Source organism: Marinobacter sp. C7, from assembly GCF_022343555.1.
GTDB lineage: Bacteria > Pseudomonadota > Gammaproteobacteria > Pseudomonadales > Oleiphilaceae > Marinobacter.
This window is the reverse complement of sequence record NZ_JAKQZH010000002.1, coordinates 503,699-528,687: the sequence shown is the minus strand read 5'-3', so window position 1 is coordinate 528,687 and position 24,989 is coordinate 503,699. Positions and strand designations below refer to the sequence as shown.

Below are 24,989 nucleotides of genomic sequence, written 5' to 3'. Positions count from 1 at the left end.
ACCATGGATTTCCGACTCAACGAAGAGCAGCAGATGCTGCAGGACACCGTGGCCCGTCTGGTGCGCGGTGAGTACAGTTTCGAAAAGCGCCTCGAATTCAGCGAATCCGACCTGGGATTCAGCGAGGACTTCTGGAAGCAGCTGGGCGAACTGGGCCTGACCGCTGTGCCCTTCCCCGAGGAACTCGGCGGTTTTGGTGGCACCGGCGTGGAAGTCCAGAGCGTCATGACCGAGCTGGGGCGTGGCCTGTGCATCGAGCCCTACCTGCAGTCGGTCGTGCTGGGCGGAGGCCTGATCAGCCAGGCCGGCAATGACCAGCAGAAAGAACAGTGGCTCGGCGGCATCGCCAGTGGCGAAACCCGTGCAGCGGTCGGCCTGCAGGAGCCCCAGAGTTTCTACGACCTCAACAACGTGGAAACCCGCGCAGAGAAATCCGGCGACAGTTACGTGCTCAACGGCCGGAAGGCCGTGGTCATTGGCGGCCATTGCGCTGACGTGCTGGTGGTTTCAGCCCGCACCGGTGGTGACAGTCGGGATGCCGATGGCATCAGCCTGTTCCTGGTTCCCGCTGACGCCGACGGTCTTGAACGGCGAACCTACCCGACCATCGATGGTGCCAGGGGTTGCGACCTGTTCCTGAATGACATCACGGTCGGCGCAGATGCGCTGCTGGGCGAGGAAGGTAAGGCCTCCGACATTATCGAGTATCAGACCGGTCGCGCCATCGCCGCCCTGTGCGGTGAGGCCGTCGGCGTGATGGAAGTGGCCTGTGACCTGACACTGGACTACCTGAAACAGCGCAAACAGTTCGGTGTGCCCATCGGCCGTTTCCAGGTTCTGCAGCACCGCATGGTGGACATGATGTCCGAACTGGAGCAGGCCCGCTCCATGGCCATTCTGGCCGCCAGCGTGGCCGACGAGCCCCAGAGTGACGAGCGACGCCGGATCCTGGCCGCAGCCAAGAACGTGATCGGTCGCAGTGGCCAGTTCATTTCCGAGCAGGGCATCCAGTCCCACGGCGGTATTGGCATGACCTGGGAGTACAACTTCGCCCATTACGCCAAACGCCTGATCATGCTCAACCACCAACTTGGCGATGACGATTTCCATCTGGAGCGTTACGCCACCCTGTTACAGGCCAGCTAAAACCCTTCATCAGTGAGCCTGGGGCCTCTCTCCACCAGTCAGAGGCCTTTTCGGGGGTGGCCACAGGCCATCCCCTTTTTTATTTTCGGGAAGCGGCCTTGCCTCCTGCCCGCCTGCAGAGGTGATAACCATGACAACAGACACCACGCCCGACGAACTGGCCAACCTGAAAAAAGCCGAGTGGAAGGTACGGACGGAACTGGCTGCGGCCTACCGTCTGGTCGCCCTGTTTGGCTGGGATGATCTGGTATTTACCCACCTGTCCGCCCGCGTGCCGGGCCCGGACCATCACTTCCTGATCAATCCCTACGGTCTGCTGTTCCACGAGATTACCGCCTCATCGCTGGTGAAGGTCGATCAGGACGGAGACGTCGTCGAATCTGGCAGTATCAGCCGGGTCAATCCCGCAGGCTTCACAATTCACAGCGCCGTTCACATGGGACGAGAGGACGCCGGTGCCGTCATGCACCTGCATGCCGCCGATGGCGTGGCCGTTTCAGCACACCGGGACGGACTACTGCCGCTGAGCCAGACAGCCATGCTGTGCCTCGACCACCTGAGTTATCACGACTACGAAGGCGTTGCCCTGAACCTGGACGAACGCGAGCGACTGATTCGGGATCTGGGTGACAGATCCATGATGCTGCTGCGCAACCACGGCGTACTGACCGCCGGCAAGGACGTGCCAGAGACCTTCACTTACCTGTATTTCCTGATGAAGGCCTGTGAGATCCAGGTCAAGGCACAAAGCTGTGGACCGGTCTACATGCCTTCGGAGGATGCGATCCGGACCACTGCCGAGCAGTCCCGGTCCCTGGGTATGGCCGCCCGCCTGACCTGGCCGGCACTGGTGCGGCTGCTGGACAGCAAAAACCCCGGTTACGGCGTGTAGGCCAAGCCCCCACAACCGATTGTCAGGAGAGTTCAATGGTTTCAGTCGCCATCAACGATCTGGAGAACTATCAGGGCGTGGTCATCGGCCACAGCCCCTGGGTCACCATCAACCAGGACATGATCAACGCGTTTGCCGATGCGACCGGCGATCACCAGTGGATCCATGTGGATATCGAGCGGGCAAAGCGTGAGTCGCCATGGCAGAGCCCGGTGGCACATGGCTACCTCACTGCCTCCCTGATCCCCAGGCTCAACAGCCAGATCCTGAAGGTCACCGGCATCACCGCCACAATCAATTATGGCCTCGACAAACTGCGCTTCCCGGCGGCGGTAAAGGCCGGTGCGGATATCCGCAGCAAGGTCGAGCTGAAAAACCTGACGCGTGTCGACGAGAAGCGAGTACTGGCAACCTACCACACCACCATCGAAATCCGGGGTGAAGACAAGCCAGCCTGCGTGGCCGACAATCTCGCCATGTACGTAATCTGAGGAGAACCTCGTCAGGCAGGCTGAACCGGACGAGGTAACAAGGCGCTTACAAACGGTAAAAGGAAATTTTTGCGACCTTCAAAAGATTGTCATAAGATGCGGCCAACATAAAAACAACAATCCCTGGCGGAAGAGTTTTACCCATGACAATCACCCAGGTACTGGAGCAATCCCAGCCAGACCTTGTCCGTCGTTTGACGGCTGCCATCCGTGAACAGCAATTGAATCAACGGGCAGAGCAAACCTACCTGCACTGGATTACCCGCTTTGTTCTGTTCCACGACTCCAAGGACCCCGAAGCCCTGGAAAACGAGGATCAGCAGCAGTTCCTGAGCTACCTCACCGAGGGCATGCGTGTTTCCCGGGCGCGCCGGAACCAGGCCAGACAGGCGCTGGCGTTCTTCTATGAGAAGGTGCTTGGCAAGTCCGAATTGAGCAATACTGTCGCTGCCTGAATACCGAATTCTCAGCGCTCGGTCATATTGGTGTTGAGCGCTTCGTAGCTGCGATTTGCCGGTGGCCGGATGACGTAGTTGTTGCTGTGGGTCTGCCCCGGGATGGATTTTGGATTGCTGAAGCGAATATCCACGGGTATCTCCGAACGCCTGAGATCGGTCCGCTCATCCCGGGGCTGCAACGCAAGCGGATCCAGATAGGCATCGTCGTCCGACCAGGGCTTGACGGCCACTCCCTCTGCGGGAGCCGCGAGGCCACCTTCGATCACCGTGTTGGCAAGCGCATCCTCCTCGATGGAACGAAGCGGGATGGTGTCGATTGTCGATCGCTCCTCGTAATGGAAGCCCTCCGTCACAACCGATTCAGCACTGGCCCACTGGGCCGCACCGTAAACAAGCATCACTGAAATCGGCAGGCCGATTATCCTTTTCATCAGACTGTCCCTACTCTGGTCCGGGGTGACAATTTCCAGTCGAATAACACGATAAACATAATAACCCGCCGGCTTCTGTCAGGTTTGTGACGCATTTACAATGCTCAAAAAATGTTCTGCCTTTCCGGGCTTGTGGATTGCCCGTAAAAAACTAGACTGCAATTTCAGGAATGAAATCCGTAAACTAACGAAGCCCCCCAGAATCCTGTAAGGACAAAAACAACTTGCTCGTGGTCAAGGTGAACAAACAAATCCCCTATGGCAGGGATCATTAATGAGAGACATCTCCCGATTCCTGACGTCGGGCAGGTTCGCCCGGAAGATCTGGCCTGCCCTGGTGCCACTCGCCGTATCACCTGTCTATGCTCAAACATCTTCTGACAGCAACGGGCTCTGGGATCTTTCGCTCGAACAGCTGAGCCAGATCCGCGTGGTTTCCATTGCATCGGGCACGGAAACGCCTCTGGACAAGGCTGCGGCCGTAACCTCCGTCATCACCGAGGAGGAAATCCGTGCCATGGGAGCAAATGATCTCGACCAGGTGCTGGAGACCGTACCGGGGCTGCACGTCAATTACTCGGACCAGGCCTATTCACCCAAGTACGTCTTCCGGGGCATCACTTCCAGCTTCAATCCACAGGCCCTGATGCTGGTGAATGGTATTCCGGTAACGACAACGATGTTCGGAAACCGGGGAAATGCCTGGGGTGGCATGCCGGTCAAGGCCATCCGGCGCATAGAAGTGATTCGGGGACCGGGGTCGGCTTTATACGGTGCGGATGCCTATGCCGGTGTCATCAACATCATCACCAAGAATGCCAATGACATTGACCGTACAGAGGCGGGCATCCGTGCAGGGGAGTTCGATACCGCTGGTGGATGGGTCGAAACCGCGGGGCAACTGAACGAAATTGATCTGAGCCTTTCACTGGAATACCAGACGACTGACGGCTGGGATAAAAACATTGAGGAGGACGCCCAGACGCAGTTTGACCAACAGTTCGGCACCTCCGCCTCTCTTGCCCCGGGGCCCGTGAACACCTCGGTTGATCAGCTTGAGGCCCGGATGGAAGCCAATGCAGAGCAATGGACATTTCGCGCCGGCGTCCAGGATCGTTCAAACATCGGCACTGGCCCTGGCGTTGCGCAGGCACTGGATCCACGAGGTCGTTTCGCCTCCCAGCGAATCAACACCGATTTCACCTACAATTGGCGGGAGGTGGCGGAAGGCCTCGATGTTGCCGCCAGACTGAGCTATTTCAACGTCACCCAGGAGCCGGAAGGTGATATCTACCTATTCCCTCCGGGCGCCTTCGACGGGGCCTTTCCATCCGGCCTCATCGGCAACCCGGGGTACGACGAACGCCAGTGGCGGGCCGAGATCAACTCCACCTACGCGCCAGCCGGGAACCATCGCATTCTTTCGGGCATTGGCGCTGTGTGGGCCCGTCTCGAAGAGGTGACCGAACGAAAGAACTACAATTCCGACTTCACACCCAAGGATTCCGTCGTGGATGTATCCTCGGATCCGGACCAGGTCTGGATGCCCGAGGAAAGCAGGCGGAACTACTACGCATTCATTCAGGATGAATGGCAGTTCCGGCAGAATTGGCAGCTGGTCAGTGGCGTCCGCTTCGATCACTTCACCGACTTTGGCAGCACGATCAACCCGCGCGCCGCTCTGATCTGGGCAACCACTGACAAGATCACCACCAAGTTTCTTTACGGTCGAGCCTTCCGGGCGCCCTCACTCAATGAGCTCTATGTATCCAACAACCCGGTTACCGCAGGCAACCCGGACCTGGAACCGGAATCCATCGATACCTACGAAATCGGGGTATCCCACTCTGTCGATCCGGGCTTTTCCTACGGGGTTAACCTGTTCTATTACGAGATTGACGACCTGATCAACGCCGAACCGATCGAGGGCCCGGTGAGCACACGGTACGAGAATTCCGGTAAACGTGAGGGGTACGGCGGGGAACTCGAGCTCCGCAAAACAATAACGGACTCCCTCTCGACGGTCGGAAATTATGCGTTTCAGCGCTCCGAAGAACGCGATACAGGCTCGCGTGTCGGCGATGCGCCAGAGCATCAGGTGTATGCCCGCCTCGAGTGGGACGTCCTGACAGACTGGCAGCTGAACACTCAGATCAACTGGGTGGGTGAACAATACCGTCGGCCAGGTGACACCAGGGACCCGGTCGACGACTACACAACCATCGACCTTACGCTGCTTGGCAACAGGGTGTGGCGGGATCTCGATGTTTCGCTGACCGTACGCAACCTGCTGGATGAGGATGCGCGTTCACCCAGCCCCTTTGCGGATCCCAGCCCGGCCGTGCCGGGCGATTTCCCTCTGCCAGGACGACAGGTGCTTGGCGAACTCAGTTACCGTTTCTAACCGGCGGTGGCGGTGTCGTCAAACCAGTCACGCTTGGGTGGCCCCTCGTACACCACGCTTTCACACCTGACCGGGAAAAAGCTTCCCTCCGGTCGTGCCATCGTGTCCTGATAGCACGGAACCATGCCGGTCACGAAACAAGGCGTCAAAAACAACTGGTACTGCTGGCAGGTCAGCCCGATATCCGCGGCGAGGCCCGCATGCAGTGCCGCAACGTTCATCGAAAAGCCATAACGGGCATTGAGATACTCGTACACATCAAACGACATCTTCAGATACCGCCCACCGGCGAATCCGTATTCCCGGGCCTTGTCCATCATGAACGGGATACGCTCATCCGTTTTGGCCAGGGGGCGTCCGTAGCCATAGAGGTTGCGGCCAGCGGCTTTTTCGCGCTCGACGAAGTCTTCCAGGGCACCTCCGGCATCACAATGCTCGCCAGCGCGATAGAAGAAATCCAGCGCCCTCACTTCCGGCCGTCGCCCGTATATGGAGGCCTCCGAAACACTCAGGCCGGCCATCAGAGACAATGATGGTGTCGAGCGGGCACTGGCGGCTAATGCGGTCACGTGATTGGGCCAGATGGAAGGATCCGGGTAAGCGGTTGAGACCCAGTAGGATTCCAGAAGGGCGGCCACCTTCTCACCGGGATCCCGGCCCAGAATGGCGTGCAGATACAGCCGTATCCAGTTTGAATCACCAAGATCCCGGTGCAGATCCAGGCCGTGCAGAACGACCCGATCGGAAAGAAACGCTTTGCCCACACGGGTTCGCCAGTGGCTCTCGGTCTCAAGCAGGCGCTTATGTGTCATTGGCCTTCCCCATCCTGTTCAGCAGATTCGGCAATCGTGTCAGCCGAAGGTTCCAGTTCGACTGCAGGCCCGTAATAGGGGAACTTCTTCCATCCCATATCCCACTGTTCAAGGGCATGCGCCGCAGCCCCCGGCAGGCGCATGATCAGGTAGAGCATGCTCGCCTGATCCGGATTGAAGCCCAGATCCACGAAAGCGGCTGATGCAACACCACTCATCGCAAGCGGGTATCCGACTCGGCTCTCAAGATCGGTCCGGTGGGCCGCCAGCCAGCACAGGGCACCATCACTCGGCGCGATCTCTGCCAGATGGTTCAAAACCTGTTTAACGGGTGTGGGAGTGACATCGCCATTCGGGTCAAATCCGGGTGCGTGCTCCATGGGGAGCCAGATGTCTGCAAACTCGGGCGCGTCCGGGTTCGTCAAGGCACGGGTCCACCGGTCCAGATCGGTTGAGCATGACTGCCAGAGCTTCACACACTCAACCACCTCCTGGGCTCCACCATATTGCCCCGCTCCGACAGCCAGGGCTGCCATCAAGGCAGAGCTGTGGTTGGTCCCGGCCACTCCTGCGTTCATACCTGCCCGGACGCTGGCTTCCCGGGGGCCGGGATTAGCCAGCGCAATTGCGAGCTTTTCCATAAGCCGGCTGGACTGGGGCGAGGGTCGTTCACCCAGGAACATAAGCAGCAGATAGTCGAACCAGCCGGCGTTGGGCAGGATCTGCCCATAAACATCGTAGCCACTGCAATAGCAGGCCTTTGCGGCGAACGGGTTTTCAGGCTCAGCCTCTTCCAGCCAGATTTTTGAATGATACTTGTATTCAGAACTCATGCGTCACCTGTCTCAGTGTGCACCGGTTAATACCTTGATGCGGGATCCCATGGGCGGAACCTGCTCCCGATCGATCACAACATCCAGCAGAAACGGCCCCGGACGATCCATTATGGCTCTGATGTCCAGGTCCATGAGGCTCTCCATCGAGGAGATACGGCGCGATTCGATCCCCAACGCTGCAGCCATCGCAGCGTAATCAATTCGGGGCAACTCATTGGCAATCGGTTCACCGCCACCCAGCGATTGGCCATGCCGAACCATGCCCAGGGCCGAATCGTTGAGCACGACCATCAGTACGTTGAGATTCTCCTGCAACGCGGTGGTCAGCTCCTGGCCAGACATCAGGTAACTCCCATCCCCCGTGAAACAGAGTACCGGCGCGCCACCAGCTGCCGCGGCCACACCAACGGAAGCACCAATGGCCCATGCCATGGAGGAAAAGCCGATACCGATATAGAAGGGCTGACCCCGGACTCTGGCTTTAGCCGGCGTCCCGGTGTTCCAGTGATGGATACCCCAGAGGTAGCTGTTCCCGCTGTCAAACAGGACATGGGCATTGTCCGGGCATACCTTGCTCAGTTGTGTCATCAGTGCCTGGGGCTTTATCGGGCCCTCCTGAGCAAGGCACCCGGCATGAAGCCCGGACTTGATGAACCCGGGCAAACCGTCTCCCGGAACAGGGATCTCCACAGCGGGCTCCGGGACTGAGCTCTGTGACTCGAGCAGACGTCTCGCCAGGGCACCGGTTTCTCCCAGCAACGTACACGCAGCGAAGGCTGACCGGTAAAGATGCCCCGGATGATCGGAAACGTGAATAAGGCGCTCGTTCATGAGGGCGTCCCGGTTCCAGCCTGATGTTGTCACTTCATCAAGACCGCTTCCAACCAGGACAATCCTGTCGGCGTATTCCGTACTCAGGGCCGTTGTCGCGCTCTCGTGACCGGCGAACCCGAAAACCCCTTTATTCAAGGGGTGGTAACTGTTGAGCAACCCTTTTGCGCGGGGAGTCGTCACCATGTTCCAGCGCCGGGCTTCAGCCAGCTTCACCCAATCCCGGACCGAGGGTTCGGCCCGCTCCCCCAGCACAAGGGTCACGTTCCGGGCATCATCGAGCAGGGCCTGGGCTTCCTGAAGTCCGGTCTCATCCGGCGCGCCCATGGGTGCAACCACCGGATTCATGCCACGATGTCGGCTGTCGCGGCCCAGAGGATGTCTCATTACGTCGTTTGGAATAGACAGGTGCACCGGCCCCGGACGGGGACCAAGGGCGACACTGATCGCCTGTAACAGTTTCGGCTCGAGCTGCTCGGGGTGGGATACCAGAGAGTTGTACAGTGTGCATTCCGCCAGCATGCGCAGGGTATCAACGCTCGTACAGGAGCTCTCCTGCAGCGCTCCCTGGCCAAACCTTTTCAGGGAGGTTTGTGCGGTTATCACCAACACCGGCACATTATCCGAGTACGCGGCGGCTACACCTGTAATCAGGTTGGTGGCTCCCGGACCGGCGGTAGAACAGACAACCCCCAGTTTACCGGAAGCCCGGGCATACCCGTCAGCCATAAAGGCAGCACCGGTCTCGTGCCGGGCGGTCACCGGGCGAACACCACCACGCCGCATACTTCTTGCCATGGCATTATAGAAGGGCTCTATGCTGCCACCCGGGACACCGAACACACATTCGACTCCCAGCTTTTCAAGGTACTCAAGGATCAGGTCACCACATTCGAATACCACTGCTAAAGGTTCCTTTTCTGCGGCCTTGTTCAGCGTTCAACAATCGGTAGGGGCATGGGTTTCCTGATGCCATAACCTTGTGCGTAATCGACTCCCAGATCCACCAGGGCGTCTTTGATGCTGTCGTTTTCTACAAACTCCGCAATCGTCTCCAGGCCCGCGGCGTGGGCAATCCGGTTACAGGCATCGACAATGCCGTAGTCGACCGGATCTTCCAGCATGTTTCGAACAAACCCACCGTCGATCTTCAGGTAATCGATGGGCAACGCCTTGAGATAGGAAAAAGAGCTCATTCCGGAGCCGAAATCGTCCAGGGCAAACTTGAAACCGTCGGCACGCAGTTTTTCGATGAAACCGATGGTCTCGTTCAGATTGGAAATGGCTGAGGTTTCGGTGATCTCGAAACAGATGCTCGACGGCAGGATGCCATGTTCTCCGGCTTTGTCCCGGATGTACCGATAAAGCCCCTCATCACTCAGGGAACTGCCTGAGAGGTTGATGAAGTAGGTATTCCCGCTCTCCCCGCTGGAGCCACTGGCCTTGATTGCCTCGAATGCCAGTTCAATGACCCGTCGGTCAATCCTGGGCATCAGGCCAAAGCGCTCTGCCCCCGGAATGAATGCCCCCGGCGGAATCAGGCTGCCATCGTATTCCAGACGAAGCAGGAACTCTGTATGGAAACTGCCACGGCCTTTACTCGCAAGCCCGAGCATCTGCTGGTAATACAGAACGAAATGATTCACATCGGACCGAAGCGCTTCCTGCAAGCGCCCGAACCAGTCCATATCGCTCTTCCTTCTTCGCATGTCCTGATCGGTGGCCTGGAACAACTGGACATTGTCGCGCCCCCGGTCCTTGGCGGCATAACAGGCAAGATCGGCCTGACTCAGCACCTCGCCCGAAGATCTGGTTTTCCGGCTTATCTCGGCCATACCGACACTGAGTGAAACCGAGAACATTTTTTCCTGCCAGATGAAACGGAATTCCCGGACCTCCTCACAGAGCTTTTCTGCAATGTCTCGGGCGTGCAAAAGATCACAGCCGCGCAACAGGATGCCGAACTCGTCACCTCCAACGCGGGCAAACGTATCGTCAGTCCTGATGAACCGTTTCATATGGGCGGAGAGTTGCTTGAGAAGCTCATCGCCGGCGAAGTGTCCACAGGTATCATTGACCACCTTGAACTGGTCAAGATCGAGAAAGAGCAGGGCATGGTTCTCACCGGTACTGTGCGTCTCCTCGATTGTCAGCGACAGCCGTCGCTCGAACTCTCTCCGGTTTACCAGACCCGTGAGGCTGTCGTGATAGGCCAGGTGCTCCAGTGTCGACTCGGCGGTTCGTTTCTCCCTGCGAACCCGGGCCTCCTGCAATTCTCTCTGGATCGCCGGGATCAGCCGCGCCGTGTTCCCTTTCATGATGTAGTCCTGGGCGCCCCCTTTCATGGCCCGGACCGCTTCCTCTTCACCAATCAGACCGGAAACAATGATGACTGGCAGATCGGGACACACCTGCCGGGCCAGCTGAAGTACAGAGAAAGACGAAAACCCGGGCAGGACGTGGTCGGTGATGATAATGTCCCAGTTATCGTGGTGCAGAGCCTCCTGTATCGAGGCCTCGCTATCCACCACCCTGAACTCTGCCTCCAGGCCACCCTTGCGTAATGACCGGATCAGAAGCATGGCGTCGTCTTCCGAGTCTTCGACCACCAGTATTCGAAGAGAAAGGCTTGTTTCCATCTGCAATCGCGTCTCACCCATTGCGTTCACCTGATTCGACCAGGGGTATTGAGTTGACGTTCAGCCAGTAATTCGCCAACACTTCCATCCGGGCCTTGAATTCACCATAGTCGATTGGTTTCACGAGATAACTGTTCGCTCCGAGTCTGTAGGCATCGACAAGCTCATGCGGCTCATCGGTCGAGGTCACCATTACGACCGGTATCCACTGGGCCCGGGGCGACGACCGCAACGCCCTCAGAACTTCCAGCCCATTGATTTTAGGCAGCTTTATATCGAGCAGGATCACGGCAATCGAATCCAGATCAATGCTCGGGAGCGTAAGCGGGGACCCCAACAGACAGTCCAGCGCTTCCTGGCCATCATTCAGGACATGAATCGCGGATTTATCAACAAGCCTTGATAGCGCCCGTACCGCGAGAAACTGATCATCGGGGTTATCCTCTACCAACACGATCGATCTTCTATCCATAGGACACCAATCCCTTATCTTCATCCATTGAAAACAAGCATGACACTTTCTGAGCTTCCCGCTATGCAGCCAGAAACGACATGTGGAGCCGCCCCATGCCAACCCTCAGCTATCATCCGGCTTTCGCGGCAGCTCAACAAAAAACGTCGCGCCTCTATCCACCGCGGATTCGGCCCGGACACTGCCCGCATGGCGGTTAACAATGCGGTAAACCGTTGCCAGCCCGAGCCCGGAACCGGGAAAGTCACTCGGTGAATGCAAACGATTAAAGGAAACGAAAAGCTTATCAACATATTTCATATCAAATCCCACCCCGTTGTCATCAATCCGTACGGTGATGGTCTCGGATTGACGGTCGGAAGAGACTCGAATTCTGCGTTCCGACTGTCGCGATGAGTATTTCCAGGCGTTCTGCAGCAGATTCTGGAAGGCGATCCGAAGCAACCGTTCATCGCCGGTCACCTTCATGCCCTCTTCGATCTCGATCACAGACTTTTTCGCAGCGTCGACCTCCTCAAGCTCCTCCACGATCTCACGAAGCATGGCCGAAAGGTCGATAACGTCAACATCGAGCTGTTTCCGACTTACGCGGGACAGAATCAGTAATCCGTCGATCAGGCTCCCCATGCGGATGGTGGCCGCCCGTATGCGGCGCAGGTAATCGCGGCCGGTGTCGTCGAGCCGGTCGGCACAGTCTTCCTCAAGCGCGAGGCCAAAGCCCTCGATAGCACGCAGCGGTTGCCTGAGGTCGTGTGAAACCGAATAACTGAAGGCCTCAAGTTCACTATTTGCCAGACGCAACTGTGCCGTGCGGGTCTCGACAACTCGCTCCAGTTCATCCTTGCTCCGGGTAATCCGCCGGTTCTGCTGCTGGATTGTGCTGATCATGTCATTGAACGCTGCCCCCAGCCTGCCCAATTCATCATCTCCGGCGACCCGGACGCGAACCGAGTAATCTTCATCCCGAGCGATGGTTTCGACCGCGTCGGAGAGCTCCTGGATGGGCTGTGAAACCAACCGCTGGAGTTTGAAGGCGATCAGCACAAGAATGGAAATGATCGTGACCGAAATCACCAGTGCATAGAGGATGAACTTGCGGATGTGTTCACGCAGCACCTGGAGCCGGGACTTCAGGTAGAAAGAGCCCACGGCATCGCCCTCGATGAGGATTGGCCGCATCATGGTGTAATGCTTCTCCGAGAAACCTTCATCCAGGGTGCCGGACGTGGACGGACACACTTCCCCTGCTTTTTCCTGGAACGAACTCAGTACCTCGCCGTTGGCGTCATAGATACAGACCTGCTCGATTGTCTCAATCTGCCGCAGGCTCGCGATGATAGTGTCAAGCTGGTTCTGATCTCGGAAAAGCACAGCGGCGGCCGACTGCTCGGCCAGAATACTCGCAACCGTGATCAGTTCCGATTCCAGCTGTTTCTTGTAAGCCTGGTGCTCGACAACCACCAGACTGATACAGACAAGAACAATTCCAAGGCAACTGACTGACAGGGTCAGCAACAGCAGCTTGGCCTTCAGGGGTAACGACCGCCAGTAATCCATGCTGGTCATCGCAGCACCCTCACGGCGAGTTCGAGCAGCCGGGAATTGACCATCAGGCCCGACGCCCGGGCGGCCCTGAGATTGATCTCGAATCTGATGACGTTGCCCTGTTTGACGTACCCAATGACACCTCCGTTATCGACAAATCCGGCGATATCACTGACCGTCATGATGCCCGCATCCGTGGCCTGTTCAATGATCCGGGAAAGCTCACGCCCCGCTGCAGAACGGACAAACAGAACCTGGCACGACTCAGGACGATCAAATTGCTCAATCAACGAGAGGGAAATGGTGCGGCCCTGTGCGCTGCGGCCACTGATTGGCTGGAGCGCATCCCAGAATTCTCTGTCATCAAGAACACAAAGGGACAGCTCCGACGTCTCCGGCAATTCCTCCCACTCGACGAACCGCGTGAAGTTGTAGAGATACGCTGCCTTGATTTCAGCTTCGGAACTGACCTCTGCCTGGGCCGGGACCGCCAGGGCTGCGAGTAACAAAGCGAAGATAACTACCCTGAGCACTCTCGGGGTACTCCATGTCATTTTAAGGATATTCCTGAACGCCCGAGTCTCAAGGTTCGAGTACAAGCTTGAACGCAAAGCGTAGCATCGCTAACGAGTCGATAAAACTCAAGATTTCACGCTGTAACAGATATCTGTGATGAACCAGGAGCTTTCGCCTTCGGGAGTCCGTACATGAACCTCATCATCAATACGCTTTCCAATCAGGGCCCGGGCCATGGGGGAATTGATGCTGAGATAGCCTTTATCAAGATCAAACTCGTCTGCCCCCACCAACCGGTAGGTCTGTTCCTCGCCATCCTCGTTTTCGATGGTCACCCAGGCCCCGAAGAAGACCTTGTCCCGCTGCTCCGGAAGCCGATCGACAACCGTGACTTCCTCCAGACGCTTGCTGAGAAAGCGGACGCGCCGGTCAATCTCCCGCAGCTGCTTCTTGCCATAAATGTACTCGGCGTTCTCCGAACGATCGCCGAGGGCAGCCGCCTCGCGCACGGCCTGAGTCACCTGGGGGCGTTTTTCCTTCCACAGGTACTGCAGCTCTTCCCGGAGTGCCTGCTCGCCCTCCGGCGTGATATAGCGCGGCCGGGCACCGCCGTTACCGGATGCCTGTTTCATGTTGCGGATGATTCCTTTGTAGTGTTGGCCTGAAATCCGGCCATAAAAAAACCCCGTGAGAACGGGGTTAAGGCTAGCGCTGTGCTGGAGGGAGAAGCAAGCGGTTGCTACCGCTCCTTCCTGTCTACAATGCCTATTCTCCACACTTCACATTACCCCGCTGTGGCCGGCGAATTACCTTTCAGACAGGCTTTGACCCACTTCAAATTAGGTTGCACAGCCTAGATGAACGGCGTTAGCGTTCTGGTAATCGATTATAGAATGCGGGTAATAGACGGAGATCCGACCATGAACACACAGAAACTGATGCAGCTGACCCTGAACGGCGTAGATGCGCTGGGGTACCGGCTGGACCAGCTGGGCGTGACCAGCAAGATCAACCGCCACAACCTGGCGGCCTTCCTGTTTGCCGAACAGAAGCACTGGGAAGGGGAGTGGGACAGCATCCAGGCTAAGGTGGACCGCCGACGCTCGCAGTTCGAGCACCTGGCTCACACCGTGGAAGACCGGGCTGACGCAGTGATTGGCCCCGTCCGGGACCGCTTCAACCGGTTCCGCGCCAGCCAGTAATCAATGGCCCGACGTCTCTGCCGGCGCTTTCGTATCCGCGCCGGCAGCTTCACTCGATTCTGCCTGGGTTGCCTTGATCCGCTTGCGGGCACCGGTGAAAGCCGGCATGTGGACGGTTACCGTCAGGCCCGGTGATTCTTCCCCGGGATAGGTATCGCTCAACACGATCCGCCCCTGGTGGATTTCCGCCACCGCACTGACGAGGCTCAGACCCAGGCCGTTGCCGGGCAGGGACCGGCTTTTTCCGACCCGGTAGAACCGCTGGAAGACCTGATCCTTCTCGTCATCGGGAATACCGATGCCGCTGTCCTGAACTTCAAAGATCGCCTCGTTCCCCTGACGCCTGACCACAATCCCGATCCGGCCTTTCTCCGGTGTGTACTTGATGGCGTTGTCGATCAGGTTGCTGATCATCTGGAACAGGAGGTCGCGATCCCCTTCAATCATCACCCCCTTGGCCAGGGACTGCTCGAACGCCTGCTCCTTGTCTTCCGCCAGCGCTTCGTAGAGTTCACAGGCATCGGAAACCAGTTCGTCCAGAGAGACCTCTTTCATATCGGCCGCGTTGCCCCGGGTTTCCAGACGGGCGATCCGCAAAAGGGCGTTGAAGGTGGCGAGCAGTTGGTCCGCCTCGGCCACAGCCTGGCCCACATGCTCCCTGGCCTCATCGTCGTCGACCATGATCAGGGTATTTTCCAGCTGATTCCGGAGTCGGGTAAGGGGCGTTCGCAGATCGTGGGCAATGCTGTCGGAGACATGCCGGATACCCTCCATCAGATACACAATCCGGTCCAGCATCTGGTTCAGGTTTTCTGCCAGCTGGTCAAAGTCGTCGTCGGTGCCCCGGGTGGGTATGCGCAGGGAGAGGTGCCCGTTCATGATTCGTCGGGAAGTGTTGTTGATCACCTCGATCCGCCGGGTGGTACTCCGGCTCATCAGGAATCCGCCCAGCAAGGCCAGGGCCAGGGTGATGCCCATGCCCCAGTTGATGGCGGTTTCAATCACCCGCTTGAGGTTGGTAAGTTCATCGACGTCCCGCCCCACCAACAGACGCAAGCCGCCCTGAACCTCGAAAATTCGCGCGCGAGCGAGGCGCTCGGGGCCGTTCCAGCCGACGGATTCGTTCAGGGTGAAGTTGATCCAGCCACTCTCCGAACGGCTGCCTTCCGGCCAGGCCTCAATGTTGCCGGCCAGCTTGAGGAAATCGTCAGTCGTCAGCAGGTAAATGGACTTGGCATTGGGATCCCGGGCAACCCGCTCCCGGATAATCGTGATCAGGCCGTTCACACCACGGCCCCGGTACTGCTCTGCCAGCCCGGCAATCTCAGCCTCGATGGTCTGGTCGGTCTGGGCAGTCATGAAGCCTGCTGTACGCCAGTAGATGAAGGCCAGTAACAGGAATACCGAGGTGGCAAAAACCACCATGTACAGCAGGGCGAGCTGAAAAGTAGAGGTTCTGAGCTGACTAAGCAGTTTCACGCAGCATGTATCCTGCACCCCGGATGGTTTGCAGCAAGGGTGTATCGAACTCCTTGTCGATTTTGGCGCGCAGGCGGCTGATGTGAACGTCGATGACATTGGTCTGGGGATCGAAATGGTAATCCCAGACTTTCTCGAGCAACATGGTCCGGGTCACCACCTGCCCGGCATTACGCATCAGGTATTCCAGCAACCGGAATTCCCGCGGCTGCACGTCAATATTCTTGCCGGCTCGTTTGACCGTGCGGGCCAGCAGATCCATCTCCAGGTCCGCGACCCGCAATACCGTCTCGGTCTCAGACGTCTGGCGATGGCGGCGAATCAGTGACTCGATCCGGGCCAGCAGCTCGGTGAAAGAGAACGGCTTGGTGAGGTAATCATCACCACCCCCACGCAAACCTTCCACACGATCATCGACATCCCCCAGGGCACTCAGAATAAGTACCGGGGTCTGGTTGCCTGTGGCACGGACCGTCTTGATGATGGACAGTCCGTCCATACCGGGCAACATCCGGTCAACAATCATGATGTCATATTCTTCACTGGCCGCCATCATCATGCCTTCTTTACCATCAGCGGCATGATCAACCACGAAATCGGATTCTCTCAGTCCCTTTAACAGGTAATTGGCTACATCCTTATCGTCTTCGATTACCAGTGCTTTCACCGGTTCCCCTCCTGATAGCGGATAACATTAACTGTAAGGTTACGGAGAAGTCGCAAACCCGGCCAGTTACGATCTTGTAAGAGGGTGTCGCCTAAAGCGACGGTCGCGAAGGGCCCGAAAACCACCCCAACGACGCCTCTGAGCCACCGGAAGGTCGATACTCCGCACTTACCCAGCCATCGTAGTCCAGGCCATCAATGGCCGCGAAAACATTCGAAAAGTTAATCTCTCCGGTGCCCGGCTCGTGACGACCCGGATTATCGGCAAACTGAATGTGGCCAATCCACGGCAGTAAGCACTCCATGGTCCGGATCAGGTCACCCTCCATGATCTGCATGTGGTAAAGATCGTACTGCAGGCGGACATTGTCCATGCCCACCTCTTCGATCAAAGCCAGAACCTTGCCCGAGGTATCCAGGAAGAACCCGGGCATATCCACCCGGGAGTTGATGGCTTCCAGACACAGCATGATCCCCTCGGAATCCAGCCTCTCCGCGGCATACTGGATATTGGCAACCAGGGTTTTCCAGGCTGTCTCCTCATCCAGATCCGCGGGCTTCAGCCCTGCAAGGCAATTCACCTGCTGGCATCCCAACGCCTGGGCATATTCGATAGCCTGGTCCACACCTTCCCGGAACTCCTCGACCCGGTCCGGCAGGCAGGCAATCCCCCGCTCGCCGGCATCCCAGTCTCCCGGCGGCAGGTTGAACAGGACCTGGGTCAGATTGTTGTTCTCCAGCTCCCGGGCAATGTCCGCTGCGGGCCAGGCATAGGGGAACAGATACTCCACCCCCTCAAAGCCCGCTTCCCGGGCCCGGGCAAAGCGCTCCATAAACTCCACTTCGGTGAACAGCATCGACAGATTGGCGGCAAAACGGGGCATAGCGTTTACTCCTTGGGGCCTCGGCCGAGAGAACCCATCAGGGCTCCGTTCAGGTGTTCCAGTTCCAGCAGCAAACCGCTGTGGTCGACATCACTGTGGCCGTTGGCCACCAGGGACAGATATTCATTATGCACCTGCTGGGACAGCGGCAGGGTCAAGCCTTCCGCCCGCGCCTCATCCAGAATCATGCGCAGGTCCTTGAGCTGGATCCGCGCCGGCGCGCCCGGTGCAAAATCCCGATCGATCATCCGCTGCCCATGCAGTTCCAGAATCCGGCTACCGGCAAAACCGCCCATCAGCGCCTCCCGAACCGCCGCCGGATCGGCCCCGCCCTTGGCGGCCAGCAACAGCGCCTCCGACACGGCCCCGATGGTAATACCGACAATCGCCTGGTTGGCCAGCTTGGCGAGTTGTCCTGCGCCTACCGGTCCGATGCGGGTACATTTGCCCAGCGCCTCGAACACCGGCCTCGCGCGCTCAACATCCGCCTCCGAACCGCCGGCCATGATACTCAACCGCGCCTCGGCGGCTCCGACGGTACCACCAGAGACCGGCGCATCCACATAACCGGCGTCCTTCTCCAGCGCGTGTTCCGCATGCCGCCGGGCCAGAGACGGCTGGACCGAACTCATGTCGATCACCAGTGCGCCGGGTTTCAGAGCTTCAATGACCCCCTGCGCAACCAGCACGTCCTCAACCACATCGCCGTTCTCCAGCATGGTGATCACCACGTCTGCCTCACGGACGGCCTCCGCCGGCGTTTCGGCGATGGTTGCCTCGTCGGCGAACGGATCACACTTACTGGCGGTCCGGTTCCACAACGTCAGCGGAAAACCGGCGTCCAGCAGATTGCGCGTCATCGGAGCCCCCATCAGGCCGATGCCGAGAAAGGCGATAGAAGGTTGTTTCGAGGTCATGGTCTGTCAGCCTTTAAACCAAATGTACGAGAAGCAGTTTTTACCGATTATACAAACAAAAACGCCACCAACCGCGAACGGTGGTGGCGTTTATATTCAGCCGATTGGCGGGACCGGATCAGGCCGCTTCCGCCATTCTCGCCTTGATCTTCTTCATGGCATTCTTCTCAAGCTGGCGGATCCGCTCCGCGGACACCCCATACTTGTCAGCCAGCTCGTGCAGCGTGGACTTGCTCTCGGACAACCAGCGCTCACGCAGGATGTCCTGACTGCGCTCGTCCAGGCTCTCCAATGCCTGCATCAGGCGACCGTTGGAATCCTCGGACCAGTCCGCGTTTTCCAGCTGGGTCGCCGGATCACTGCGGCGATCCTCCAGGTAATACGCCGGTGCCTGGTAGGCGTTGTCGTCATCATCGTCCATCGGACCATCAAACGCCGTGTCCTGGGACGCCAGCCGGCCCTCCATTTCGCGGACTACCTTCGGTTCCACACCGAGATCCTCCGCCACAGCGTTAAGCTCATCGTGGTTCAACCACGCCAGCTTCTTCTTCTGGCTGCGCAGGTTGAAGAACAGCTTGCGCTGGGCCTTGGTGGTCGCCACCTTCACGATCCGCCAGTTACGCAGAATGAACTCGTGGATCTCGGCCTTGATCCAGTGCACCGCGAAGGACACCAGACGCACCCCGTACTCCGGGTTGAAACGCTTGACGGCCTTCATCAGCCCGACATTCCCTTCCTGGATCAGGTCAGCCTGGGCCAACCCGTAACCGGAATAGCTGCGGGCAATGTGAATCACAAAACGAAGATGAGAGAGTACAAGCTGACGAGCGGCTTCCACATCGCCGTCATAATGGAGCCGTTCCGCCAGCTCCTTTTCCTCGTCTGCAGAGAGCACTGGGATGCGACTCGCAGCCTGTATATAAGACTCGAGATTGGCACCCGGAACCAGTCTGTCAACCAGTTGTAAACTCGTACCCATTCAGTTTCCTCCGAACTCGACGACCTTTAAATATAGCAACTAAAACTTAGACCGCCAAGAACTTGATAAGTTCCCGAACCTTCCAGTAAAACGTTTTAAATCAACTACCTGGAAAATTCACTGTTGCTTTCGCTGATTCTCAAACTACGCCAGCGCCAGCTGTGTTTTCAATACGGTTTTCCCGCGACGCGGATCACTCCTCCGCCTCAACCACCCGCAATATCACCGGGTTCAATGTCATCCAGATGACGCTTAACCGCCACCCATGAGCCAAGCCAGCCTAGCAGCATTGCCACAATAATCAACGTCAGCACACCATCAAAGCCCAGACCGACCAGGGCAAAATCCGTGCGGTACAGGCCCGCCAGACGCTCAATCGGGCCCGTCAGCCACCAGAGCGCCAATTGCAGCAGAATCCAGGCAACAACACCACCACCCAGGCCATACCAGGCACCGGTATAGAGAAATGGCCGGCGCACAAAGGCGTCGGTACCGCCCACCAGCTTGGCCACCAGGATCTCATCCCGGCGGTTCTCGATTGCCAGTCTTACCGTGTTACCAATAACCAGGATCACTGCCGCCGCCAGCAGGACCGCCAGCGCCCAGACCGCCCGGGCAAGCAGATCGGTCATCGCGTTGAGCCGTTGCAGCCAGCCCAGATCGACCTGCACCCGCTCAACGCCCTCCATTCCCCGGATAAACGTGACCAGCGCCTCGACACCGGTCGCCGACCGGCTGCGCTCCTCGGGGGTGATCAGGAGGGTGTGCGGCAGGGGATTTTCCTCAAGGTAGTCCAGGGCGTCCTCCAGGCCGGAATTGGCACGAAACTCCGCCAGCGCCTGCTCCCGATCCACCAGTTCGATGCCTGCAATGCGGCTATCGGCACGAATCTCGTCCACCAGCGCCTGCGCCTCCTCAAGCGGCACCTCCAGCTCCAGGTACGCGGTGACCCGGGCACTGCTCTCCCAGCCAGCACTGACACCCTGGAGACTGGTCAGCAACAGCAGCAAGGCCACCGGCAATGCCAGGGCGACGCCCATAACCGTCCAGGTCATGCCGGTGCCCACCGGCGTCTTCCATAGACGGCGTGCGCTGTCCTTCGCCACCTTCGCGTGGTGGTCAAAATAACTCCGGACCTGATCCTTCCAGGGCGAGCGCTCCGTCCTGGCACCGCGGGCCGGGTCGGGCTTCCGGCGCGAGTCAGTGGCCACTGACACCTCCCGTGGCTCCCTGCAGCGGCGAGCTGCCGCCGGCAATCAGGCGACCGTGGTCGAGGGTGAGGGTCCGGCGCTGCATTTCATTCACCAGACCGATGTCGTGGGTCGCGATCAGAACGGTCACGCCCACCTGACTGAATCGGGTAAACAGGTTCATGATGTCCGCGGACAGTTCGGGGTCCAGGTTACCGGTGGGCTCATCCGCCAGCAGCACCGGTGGCTTGTTCACCACGGCCCGGGCAATGCCCACCCGCTGCTGCTCACCACCGGACAGCTGCATCGGGTTCATCTTTTCCTTGTTGAGCAGCCCCACCTTGTCCAGCGCCGCACGCACACGGCGGCCGATATCCCGGGGGGAGGCCCCCATGACTTCCAGGGGCATGGCCACGTTGTCGAACACGGTGCGATCAAACAGTAACTGGTGGTTCTGGAAGACCACGCCGATGTGGCGACGGATGTAGGGGATCTGCCGGCGCGGCAGCCGGTTGAGCAGCTGGCCACCGACCACCACCTCACCGGCGCTGGGCCGCTCCATCACCATGATGAGCTTGAGGAGGGTACTCTTGCCGGCCCCGGAATGGCCGGTCAGGAAGGCCAGCTCACCCCGGTTCAGGGCAAAATTGACCTGCGCCAGCGCCGTGTGGTCGCTGTCATAGCGCTTGGTGACCTGGCGAAACTCGATCATCGGTGACTACTGCTCCGGGTTGAACGCGGCCTCAGTCGAACAGCGCGTCGACAAAGGTCTCGGCATCGAAACTGCGCAGGTCTTCGGCCTGCTCGCCCACACCGATAAAGCGGATCGGCAGCTGCAACTGGCGGGCAATGGCGAATACGATACCGCCTTTTGCGGTACCGTCCAGTTTCGTCAAGGTAATACCGGACACGCCCACCGCCTGCTGGAACACCTGGGCCTGGCTCAGGGCGTTCTGGCCGGTGCCGGCATCCAGTACCAGCATCACCTCGTGGGGCGCGGACTCGTCCAGCTTCTTCATGACCCGAACGACCTTAGCCAGCTCGTTCATCAGGTTTTCCTTGTTCTGGAGACGACCGGCGGTATCGGCGATGACCACATCGGTGCCACGGGACTGGGCAGACTGGATCGCATCGAAGATCACCGAGGCGCTGTCGGAACCGGTCTCCTGAGCCACCACCGGCACGTTGTTGCGCTCACCCCAGACCTGCAGCTGCTCGACCGCCGCCGCCCGGAAGGTATCACCGGCGGCCAGCATGACGGACTTGCCATCCGCCTGGAATTTCTTGGTGAGCTTGCCGATGGTGGTGGTTTTGCCCACCCCGTTCACACCCACCATCAGGATCACGTAGGGCTTCTTACCGGCATCAATCTCCAAGGGCTTGGTGACATCCGCCAGCAGGCCATGCAACTCGTCCCGCAGGGCCTTGCGCAGGGCTTCCCCATCCTTGAGCTGGTTGCGCTCGAGCTTGTCGGTCAGGGAATCGATGATCTCGGAGGTGGCCGTCACGCCCACATCGGCCATCAGCAGCGTGGTCTCGATTTCCTCGAGCAGCTCCTCATCGATCTTCTTGCCCACGGAGAACATGTCCGCCAGGCCACCGGTCAGGCTGGCGCGGGTCTTGCCCAGGCCCTGCTTGATGCGCTCGAAAACGCTGATTTGCGGCTCGGGTGCAGGTTCCGGCTCGGGCTCTGGCGCCGCTGCCGGAGCGGGCGCTTCCACCGGCTTCTCTTCCGCCGGCGCCTCAACGGGGGCTTCCGGAGCAGCCGGGGCCTCGGCTTCGACCGTTTCCTTCGCCTCTGGCTCGGCGGCCGGGGCCGGCCCCCTGGCGACCTCCGGCTTACGCTGGGGCACCGGCTTGGGCCGGGGGACCCGCTTGCGGTTCCCGGCGAGGTCCGCCACAAAGAAGAGCACCAGAAGGGCCAAAAGGCCGATTGAAATCCACTCTGCCGTCATAATTCTACCGTCTGTCTGAAAATGGGCGGGCGAAAACAAAGCCGACATTCTAGCAGACTGCTTGGTGTAAGTGAGGGGCCGCCGGGTTATCCACAGGGGCGGGGCTTTCCGGTACCATAACTCCCACCGATTCACCGCCCCCAGCACCCCGGAGCATACCCATGGCGCAACGCAGAACAGCCCGCCGAAAACCCGGCCCGCCGTCCCGGAAACCCGACGCCCAGAGCGGTACCGGCGAGCTGCGCATCATCGGCGGAGACTGGCGCAGCCGGAAGCTCCGCTTCCCCGACGCCGGCGGCGTGCGCCCGACCCCGGCCCGCACCCGGGAAACCCTGTTCAACTGGCTGAATTTCCATATCGCAGGGGCGGACTGCCTGGACCTGTTCGCCGGCTCCGGCGCCCTGGGCCTGGAAGCGCTCTCGCGCGGCGCCGGCAGTGCCACCCTCGTCGATCACACCCCGGCCCTGGCCAAAGCCCTGCGGGACAACCTGCGCCTGCTGAAATCCGACAAGGGTGACGTTGTCTGCCAGGACGTGGAAGCCTACCTGACCCACCGCCAGCGGCCACCCTTCGATATCGTGTTCATGGACCCGCCCTTCCGCCAGGGCTGGCTGGAAAGACTGCTCCCCCTGCTGGCATCGCAGCAATGGATCAAGCCCGGCGGTTGGGCTTACGTGGAACACGAGAGTGAACGGGCGACGCCGGCAATGCCTTCCGGCTGGCAACTACACCGGCAGAAAACCGCGGGGCAGGTGACCTATAGCCTTTTCCAGGTGCCATCCGAGGCCGCCGGCGTATAAAGAAGGGGTCAGAAGAAAACGTTCTTCTGACCCCGGATTCAGACCGTGAGCGCAGAGATTGAGTTAAAGAAGGGGTCAGATGAAAGCTTTCATCTGACCCCGCAGTCCGGCCGCAAACACAGAAGTTGAGCTGAAACTGGGGTCTGATGAAGACCTTCATCTGACCCCGACTTCGACGTTAGCACCAAAGCCATCCGTCCATCTCCCGCCCGATCAATAGAGGCTTCGCGGTATCCGGTACCCCGCCAACAGTTGTTGAGTGAAGGGGTTGGTATTGCTACTTGCATGCAGGCGGTACTTCATCTCCCCGTCGTCGACACGGAATCTCAAATCCACCGCATTACTGCTGACACCGGTAATGTCGGCTTTGCCCAGCAACCGGAACAAGGCCCAGGGGCCACGCTCGGAGATGCTACGGGGCGAGCGGTTGACTTGTATTGGCACCAGGGTGATGCGAGTTTCCACTGAATCCCTAAGCGTGTTAGGCCATATGAGCGGAATGCTCTGCCGCTGGCCATGCTCCCAAGCCCAGAGCATAGTATTGGGGCCAGCAATTTATCGTTCGCTGAGGTCGCAAAGCGAACATTGAGAGACTGCTCGTCGCGATCACTTTTTTAGACTTCAATGCAGTTTAAACTGGTTTGGCGTTTACTCCGAGTGGCTCGATCAGGTTCGACATGGCTGTATGCGACATCCGGACCTTTTTAAGCACAGGCCCGGATGTCGTCACCACACTCAGTGGCTAATCACAACATCTTCTTCAACTGCCCGTAGTCTCCTCCGGTGCGAAGTACCAGAGTAATGTCATTGTCGTTCCGGTTTCTGAAGAACCAGCCATGATTGCCGGTAAAGGCTGCTTCCAGCTCGCCTTCATCTTTCGGTACGCCCCGGCCTTTCTCATAGGAAATGGACTGGCCGCCTCCATCACCGTGGGTATCAAAGTTGATCGGGCCACCCTCAGATACCCAGGAGAACCGGGCTACCGCGCCTTCCTCCATTGTGAGTTTGAATTCGGTGCCCTCTCCCGGTGTGAGAACAACGCGCACTTCATCCTGCCATTTTGGTTCGGCAATTTCTGGTTCATGTGCGGGCTCTGGCTCCGCAGGCGCAACCTCGGCTTTCGATGAGGGAGCTGGTTCCTCAACGGCTTCAGCCATGACTGGTTCCGAGACTTCCGGAGCCGTCTGATCAGCCGAGGAGTTCACCGCAACCATCTGGGCAGCCTCGTCAGCCGCAGCTTCTTCGGCGAGCTGTTCCTTGATTTCGCCCATTTCGGTCAATCCCAGCAGTCGGCCCGCGCCAGTCGGGTCCAGAGCGTACTCGGCGGGCATGACCACGGTAACCAGCAGGACCAGTGCCACAATGGCTGCAATAATGGTTGATCGAATCAACTTGGCAGTGCTAGGCAGTTCTTCACGGTTGGGTATATCGGTGTTGTACATAG

At 58.9% G+C, this 24,989-nt stretch carries 25 protein-coding genes and 1 pseudogene; 7 read left to right on the top strand and 19 right to left on the bottom strand.

Annotated features, from left to right (window positions below; all coding sequences use genetic code 11):
• Positions 1-3: 3 nt before the first annotated feature.
• The 4 genes from MD273_RS12345 to MD273_RS12330 all read left to right on the top strand — a co-directional run bounded on the left by MD273_RS12345 (position 4) and on the right by MD273_RS12330 (position 2,984).
• Positions 4-1,146, top strand: a complete 1,143-nt coding sequence (locus MD273_RS12345) for an acyl-CoA dehydrogenase family protein (RefSeq protein ID WP_239038088.1) — start codon at positions 4-6, stop codon at positions 1,144-1,146.
• A gap of 130 nt (positions 1,147-1,276) precedes the next feature.
• Positions 1,277-2,038, top strand: coding sequence for a class II aldolase/adducin family protein (locus MD273_RS12340; protein WP_239038087.1), 762 nt, complete (start codon positions 1,277-1,279; stop codon positions 2,036-2,038).
• A gap of 35 nt (positions 2,039-2,073) precedes the next feature.
• Positions 2,074-2,529, top strand: a complete 456-nt coding sequence (locus MD273_RS12335) for a MaoC family dehydratase (protein WP_239038086.1) — start codon at positions 2,074-2,076, stop codon at positions 2,527-2,529.
• A gap of 143 nt (positions 2,530-2,672) precedes the next feature.
• Complete coding sequence (locus tag MD273_RS12330) at positions 2,673-2,984, top strand: site-specific integrase (protein WP_239038085.1); 312 nt, start codon at positions 2,673-2,675, stop codon at positions 2,982-2,984.
• An 11-nt stretch (positions 2,985-2,995) separates the two neighbouring features.
• On the opposite strand, the gene MD273_RS12325 is transcribed toward MD273_RS12330, so the two are convergent.
• Entirely contained in the window at positions 2,996-3,418 is a 423-nt protein-coding gene (locus MD273_RS12325; protein WP_502846056.1) for a hypothetical protein, read from the bottom strand.
• A 274-nt stretch (positions 3,419-3,692) separates the two neighbouring features.
• Here MD273_RS12325 and MD273_RS19095 point away from each other — a divergent pair, with 274 nt between their 5' ends.
• Entirely contained in the window at positions 3,693-5,822 is a 2,130-nt protein-coding gene (locus MD273_RS19095; protein ID WP_285229154.1) for a TonB-dependent receptor plug domain-containing protein, read from the top strand.
• Here the strand turns inward: MD273_RS19095 and MD273_RS12305 are convergent.
• The 8 genes from MD273_RS12305 to greB form a co-directional block, all read right to left on the bottom strand.
• Positions 5,819-6,634 (bottom strand): citrate synthase family protein, encoded by an 816-nt coding sequence (locus MD273_RS12305; RefSeq protein WP_239038084.1) that lies wholly within the window; start codon positions 6,632-6,634, stop codon positions 5,819-5,821. The two genes, MD273_RS19095 and MD273_RS12305, sit on opposite strands and share 4 nt — an antisense overlap.
• On the bottom strand, positions 6,631-7,467 hold the full coding sequence (locus tag MD273_RS12300) for a citryl-CoA lyase (protein WP_239038083.1): 837 nt from the start codon (positions 7,465-7,467) through the stop codon (positions 6,631-6,633). The genes MD273_RS12305 and MD273_RS12300 overlap by 4 nt, the downstream gene beginning before the upstream one ends.
• A 12-nt stretch (positions 7,468-7,479) precedes the next feature.
• The gene (locus tag MD273_RS12295; protein WP_239038082.1) at positions 7,480-9,204 is read right to left on the bottom strand and encodes a thiamine pyrophosphate-binding protein; all 1,725 of its coding nucleotides are present in this window, start codon (positions 9,202-9,204) and stop codon (positions 7,480-7,482) included.
• A gap of 29 nt (positions 9,205-9,233) precedes the next feature.
• Positions 9,234-10,961, bottom strand: coding sequence for a putative bifunctional diguanylate cyclase/phosphodiesterase (locus tag MD273_RS12290; protein WP_239038081.1), 1,728 nt, complete (start codon positions 10,959-10,961; stop codon positions 9,234-9,236).
• On the bottom strand, positions 10,954-11,412 hold the full coding sequence (locus MD273_RS12285; RefSeq protein WP_239038080.1) for a response regulator: 459 nt from the start codon (positions 11,410-11,412) through the stop codon (positions 10,954-10,956). The genes MD273_RS12290 and MD273_RS12285 overlap by 8 nt, the downstream gene beginning before the upstream one ends.
• A 105-nt stretch (positions 11,413-11,517) precedes the next feature.
• The gene (locus MD273_RS12280; RefSeq protein WP_239038079.1) at positions 11,518-12,978 is read right to left on the bottom strand and encodes an ATP-binding protein; all 1,461 of its coding nucleotides are present in this window, start codon (positions 12,976-12,978) and stop codon (positions 11,518-11,520) included.
• The gene (locus tag MD273_RS12275) at positions 12,975-13,511 is read right to left on the bottom strand and encodes a YfiR family protein (protein ID WP_239038078.1); all 537 of its coding nucleotides are present in this window, start codon (positions 13,509-13,511) and stop codon (positions 12,975-12,977) included. Before MD273_RS12275 ends, MD273_RS12280 begins: the two co-directional genes overlap by 4 nt.
• 87 nt (positions 13,512-13,598) lie before the next feature.
• Positions 13,599-14,105 (bottom strand): transcription elongation factor GreB, encoded by a 507-nt coding sequence (gene greB / locus MD273_RS12270; RefSeq protein WP_239038077.1) that lies wholly within the window; start codon positions 14,103-14,105, stop codon positions 13,599-13,601.
• Positions 14,106-14,393: 288 nt separating this feature from the next.
• On the opposite strand from greB, the gene MD273_RS12265 reads away from it, so the two are divergent.
• The gene (locus MD273_RS12265) at positions 14,394-14,675 is read left to right on the top strand and encodes a hypothetical protein (RefSeq protein WP_239038076.1); all 282 of its coding nucleotides are present in this window, start codon (positions 14,394-14,396) and stop codon (positions 14,673-14,675) included.
• On the opposite strand, the gene MD273_RS12260 is transcribed toward MD273_RS12265, so the two are convergent.
• From MD273_RS12260 to ftsY, 8 genes are all read right to left on the bottom strand, one after another.
• Entirely contained in the window at positions 14,676-16,154 is a 1,479-nt protein-coding gene (locus MD273_RS12260; RefSeq protein ID WP_239038075.1) for a HAMP domain-containing sensor histidine kinase, read from the bottom strand.
• On the bottom strand, positions 16,141-16,821 hold the full coding sequence (locus tag MD273_RS12255) for a winged helix-turn-helix domain-containing protein (protein WP_239038074.1): 681 nt from the start codon (positions 16,819-16,821) through the stop codon (positions 16,141-16,143). The genes MD273_RS12260 and MD273_RS12255 overlap by 14 nt, the downstream gene beginning before the upstream one ends.
• A 91-nt stretch (positions 16,822-16,912) precedes the next feature.
• The gene (hyi, locus tag MD273_RS12250; protein ID WP_239038073.1) at positions 16,913-17,704 is read right to left on the bottom strand and encodes a hydroxypyruvate isomerase; all 792 of its coding nucleotides are present in this window, start codon (positions 17,702-17,704) and stop codon (positions 16,913-16,915) included.
• A gap of 5 nt (positions 17,705-17,709) precedes the next feature.
• Positions 17,710-18,621, bottom strand: a complete 912-nt coding sequence (locus MD273_RS12245; protein WP_239038072.1) for an NAD(P)-dependent oxidoreductase — start codon at positions 18,619-18,621, stop codon at positions 17,710-17,712.
• Between the two features lie 118 nt (positions 18,622-18,739).
• Positions 18,740-19,600: an RNA polymerase sigma factor RpoH gene (gene rpoH / locus MD273_RS12240; RefSeq protein ID WP_239038071.1), complete on the bottom strand. Its 861-nt coding sequence runs from the start codon at positions 19,598-19,600 to the stop codon at positions 18,740-18,742.
• Positions 19,601-19,806: 206 nt separating this feature from the next.
• The gene (gene ftsX, locus MD273_RS12235) at positions 19,807-20,811 is read right to left on the bottom strand and encodes a permease-like cell division protein FtsX (protein WP_239038070.1); all 1,005 of its coding nucleotides are present in this window, start codon (positions 20,809-20,811) and stop codon (positions 19,807-19,809) included.
• Positions 20,801-21,502: a cell division ATP-binding protein FtsE gene (gene ftsE, locus MD273_RS12230; protein ID WP_239038069.1), complete on the bottom strand. Its 702-nt coding sequence runs from the start codon at positions 21,500-21,502 to the stop codon at positions 20,801-20,803. Before ftsE ends, ftsX begins: the two co-directional genes overlap by 11 nt.
• Before the next feature lie 31 nt (positions 21,503-21,533).
• Positions 21,534-22,745, bottom strand: coding sequence for a signal recognition particle-docking protein FtsY (gene ftsY, locus MD273_RS12225; RefSeq protein WP_239038068.1), 1,212 nt, complete (start codon positions 22,743-22,745; stop codon positions 21,534-21,536).
• 161 nt (positions 22,746-22,906) lie between these two features.
• Here ftsY and rsmD point away from each other — a divergent pair, with 161 nt between their 5' ends.
• Positions 22,907-23,545: a 16S rRNA (guanine(966)-N(2))-methyltransferase RsmD gene (rsmD, locus tag MD273_RS12220; RefSeq protein ID WP_239038067.1), complete on the top strand. Its 639-nt coding sequence runs from the start codon at positions 22,907-22,909 to the stop codon at positions 23,543-23,545.
• Between the two features lie 213 nt (positions 23,546-23,758).
• On the opposite strand, the pseudogene MD273_RS12215 reads toward rsmD, so the two are convergent.
• Both MD273_RS12215 and MD273_RS12210 read right to left on the bottom strand, forming a co-directional pair.
• A pseudogene (locus tag MD273_RS12215) lies at positions 23,759-24,070 on the bottom strand (type VI secretion IcmF C-terminal domain-containing protein); the annotation flags it as partial.
• Positions 24,071-24,291: 221 nt separating this feature from the next.
• Positions 24,292-24,987 (bottom strand): hypothetical protein, encoded by a 696-nt coding sequence (locus MD273_RS12210; RefSeq protein WP_239038066.1) that lies wholly within the window; start codon positions 24,985-24,987, stop codon positions 24,292-24,294.
• Between the last annotated feature and the right edge of the window lie 2 nt (positions 24,988-24,989).

What these genes read in the sequence shown, in the direction of transcription:
- MD273_RS19095 (WP_285229154.1), top strand. Translation starts at nt 3,693, where the DNA reads ATGAGAGACATCTCCCGATTCCTGACGTCGGGCAGGTTCGCCCGGAAG.
- MD273_RS12245 (WP_239038072.1), bottom strand. Translation starts at nt 18,621, where the DNA reads ATGACCTCGAAACAACCTTCTATCGCCTTTCTCGGCATCGGCCTGATG.
- MD273_RS12285 (WP_239038080.1), bottom strand. Translation starts at nt 11,412, where the DNA reads ATGGATAGAAGATCGATCGTGTTGGTAGAGGATAACCCCGATGATCAG.
- MD273_RS12280 (WP_239038079.1), bottom strand. Translation starts at nt 12,978, where the DNA reads ATGACCAGCATGGATTACTGGCGGTCGTTACCCCTGAAGGCCAAGCTG.
- rpoH (WP_239038071.1), bottom strand. Translation starts at nt 19,600, where the DNA reads ATGGGTACGAGTTTACAACTGGTTGACAGACTGGTTCCGGGTGCCAAT.
- MD273_RS12330 (WP_239038085.1), top strand. Translation starts at nt 2,673, where the DNA reads ATGACAATCACCCAGGTACTGGAGCAATCCCAGCCAGACCTTGTCCGT.
- MD273_RS12340 (WP_239038087.1), top strand. Translation starts at nt 1,277, where the DNA reads ATGACAACAGACACCACGCCCGACGAACTGGCCAACCTGAAAAAAGCC.
- MD273_RS12290 (WP_239038081.1), bottom strand. Translation starts at nt 10,961, where the DNA reads ATGGGTGAGACGCGATTGCAGATGGAAACAAGCCTTTCTCTTCGAATA.
- ftsE (WP_239038069.1), bottom strand. Translation starts at nt 21,502, where the DNA reads ATGATCGAGTTTCGCCAGGTCACCAAGCGCTATGACAGCGACCACACG.
- hyi (WP_239038073.1), bottom strand. Translation starts at nt 17,704, where the DNA reads ATGCCCCGTTTTGCCGCCAATCTGTCGATGCTGTTCACCGAAGTGGAG.
- MD273_RS12275 (WP_239038078.1), bottom strand. Translation starts at nt 13,511, where the DNA reads ATGACATGGAGTACCCCGAGAGTGCTCAGGGTAGTTATCTTCGCTTTG.
- MD273_RS12335 (WP_239038086.1), top strand. Translation starts at nt 2,074, where the DNA reads ATGGTTTCAGTCGCCATCAACGATCTGGAGAACTATCAGGGCGTGGTC.
- greB (WP_239038077.1), bottom strand. Translation starts at nt 14,105, where the DNA reads ATGAAACAGGCATCCGGTAACGGCGGTGCCCGGCCGCGCTATATCACG.
- MD273_RS12305 (WP_239038084.1), bottom strand. Translation starts at nt 6,634, where the DNA reads ATGACACATAAGCGCCTGCTTGAGACCGAGAGCCACTGGCGAACCCGT.
- ftsY (WP_239038068.1), bottom strand. Translation starts at nt 22,745, where the DNA reads ATGACGGCAGAGTGGATTTCAATCGGCCTTTTGGCCCTTCTGGTGCTC.
- MD273_RS12265 (WP_239038076.1), top strand. Translation starts at nt 14,394, where the DNA reads ATGAACACACAGAAACTGATGCAGCTGACCCTGAACGGCGTAGATGCG.
- MD273_RS12345 (WP_239038088.1), top strand. Translation starts at nt 4, where the DNA reads ATGGATTTCCGACTCAACGAAGAGCAGCAGATGCTGCAGGACACCGTG.
- MD273_RS12300 (WP_239038083.1), bottom strand. Translation starts at nt 7,467, where the DNA reads ATGAGTTCTGAATACAAGTATCATTCAAAAATCTGGCTGGAAGAGGCT.
- MD273_RS12325 (WP_502846056.1), bottom strand. Translation starts at nt 3,418, where the DNA reads ATGAAAAGGATAATCGGCCTGCCGATTTCAGTGATGCTTGTTTACGGT.
- rsmD (WP_239038067.1), top strand. Translation starts at nt 22,907, where the DNA reads ATGGCGCAACGCAGAACAGCCCGCCGAAAACCCGGCCCGCCGTCCCGG.
- MD273_RS12210 (WP_239038066.1), bottom strand. Translation starts at nt 24,987, where the DNA reads ATGTACAACACCGATATACCCAACCGTGAAGAACTGCCTAGCACTGCC.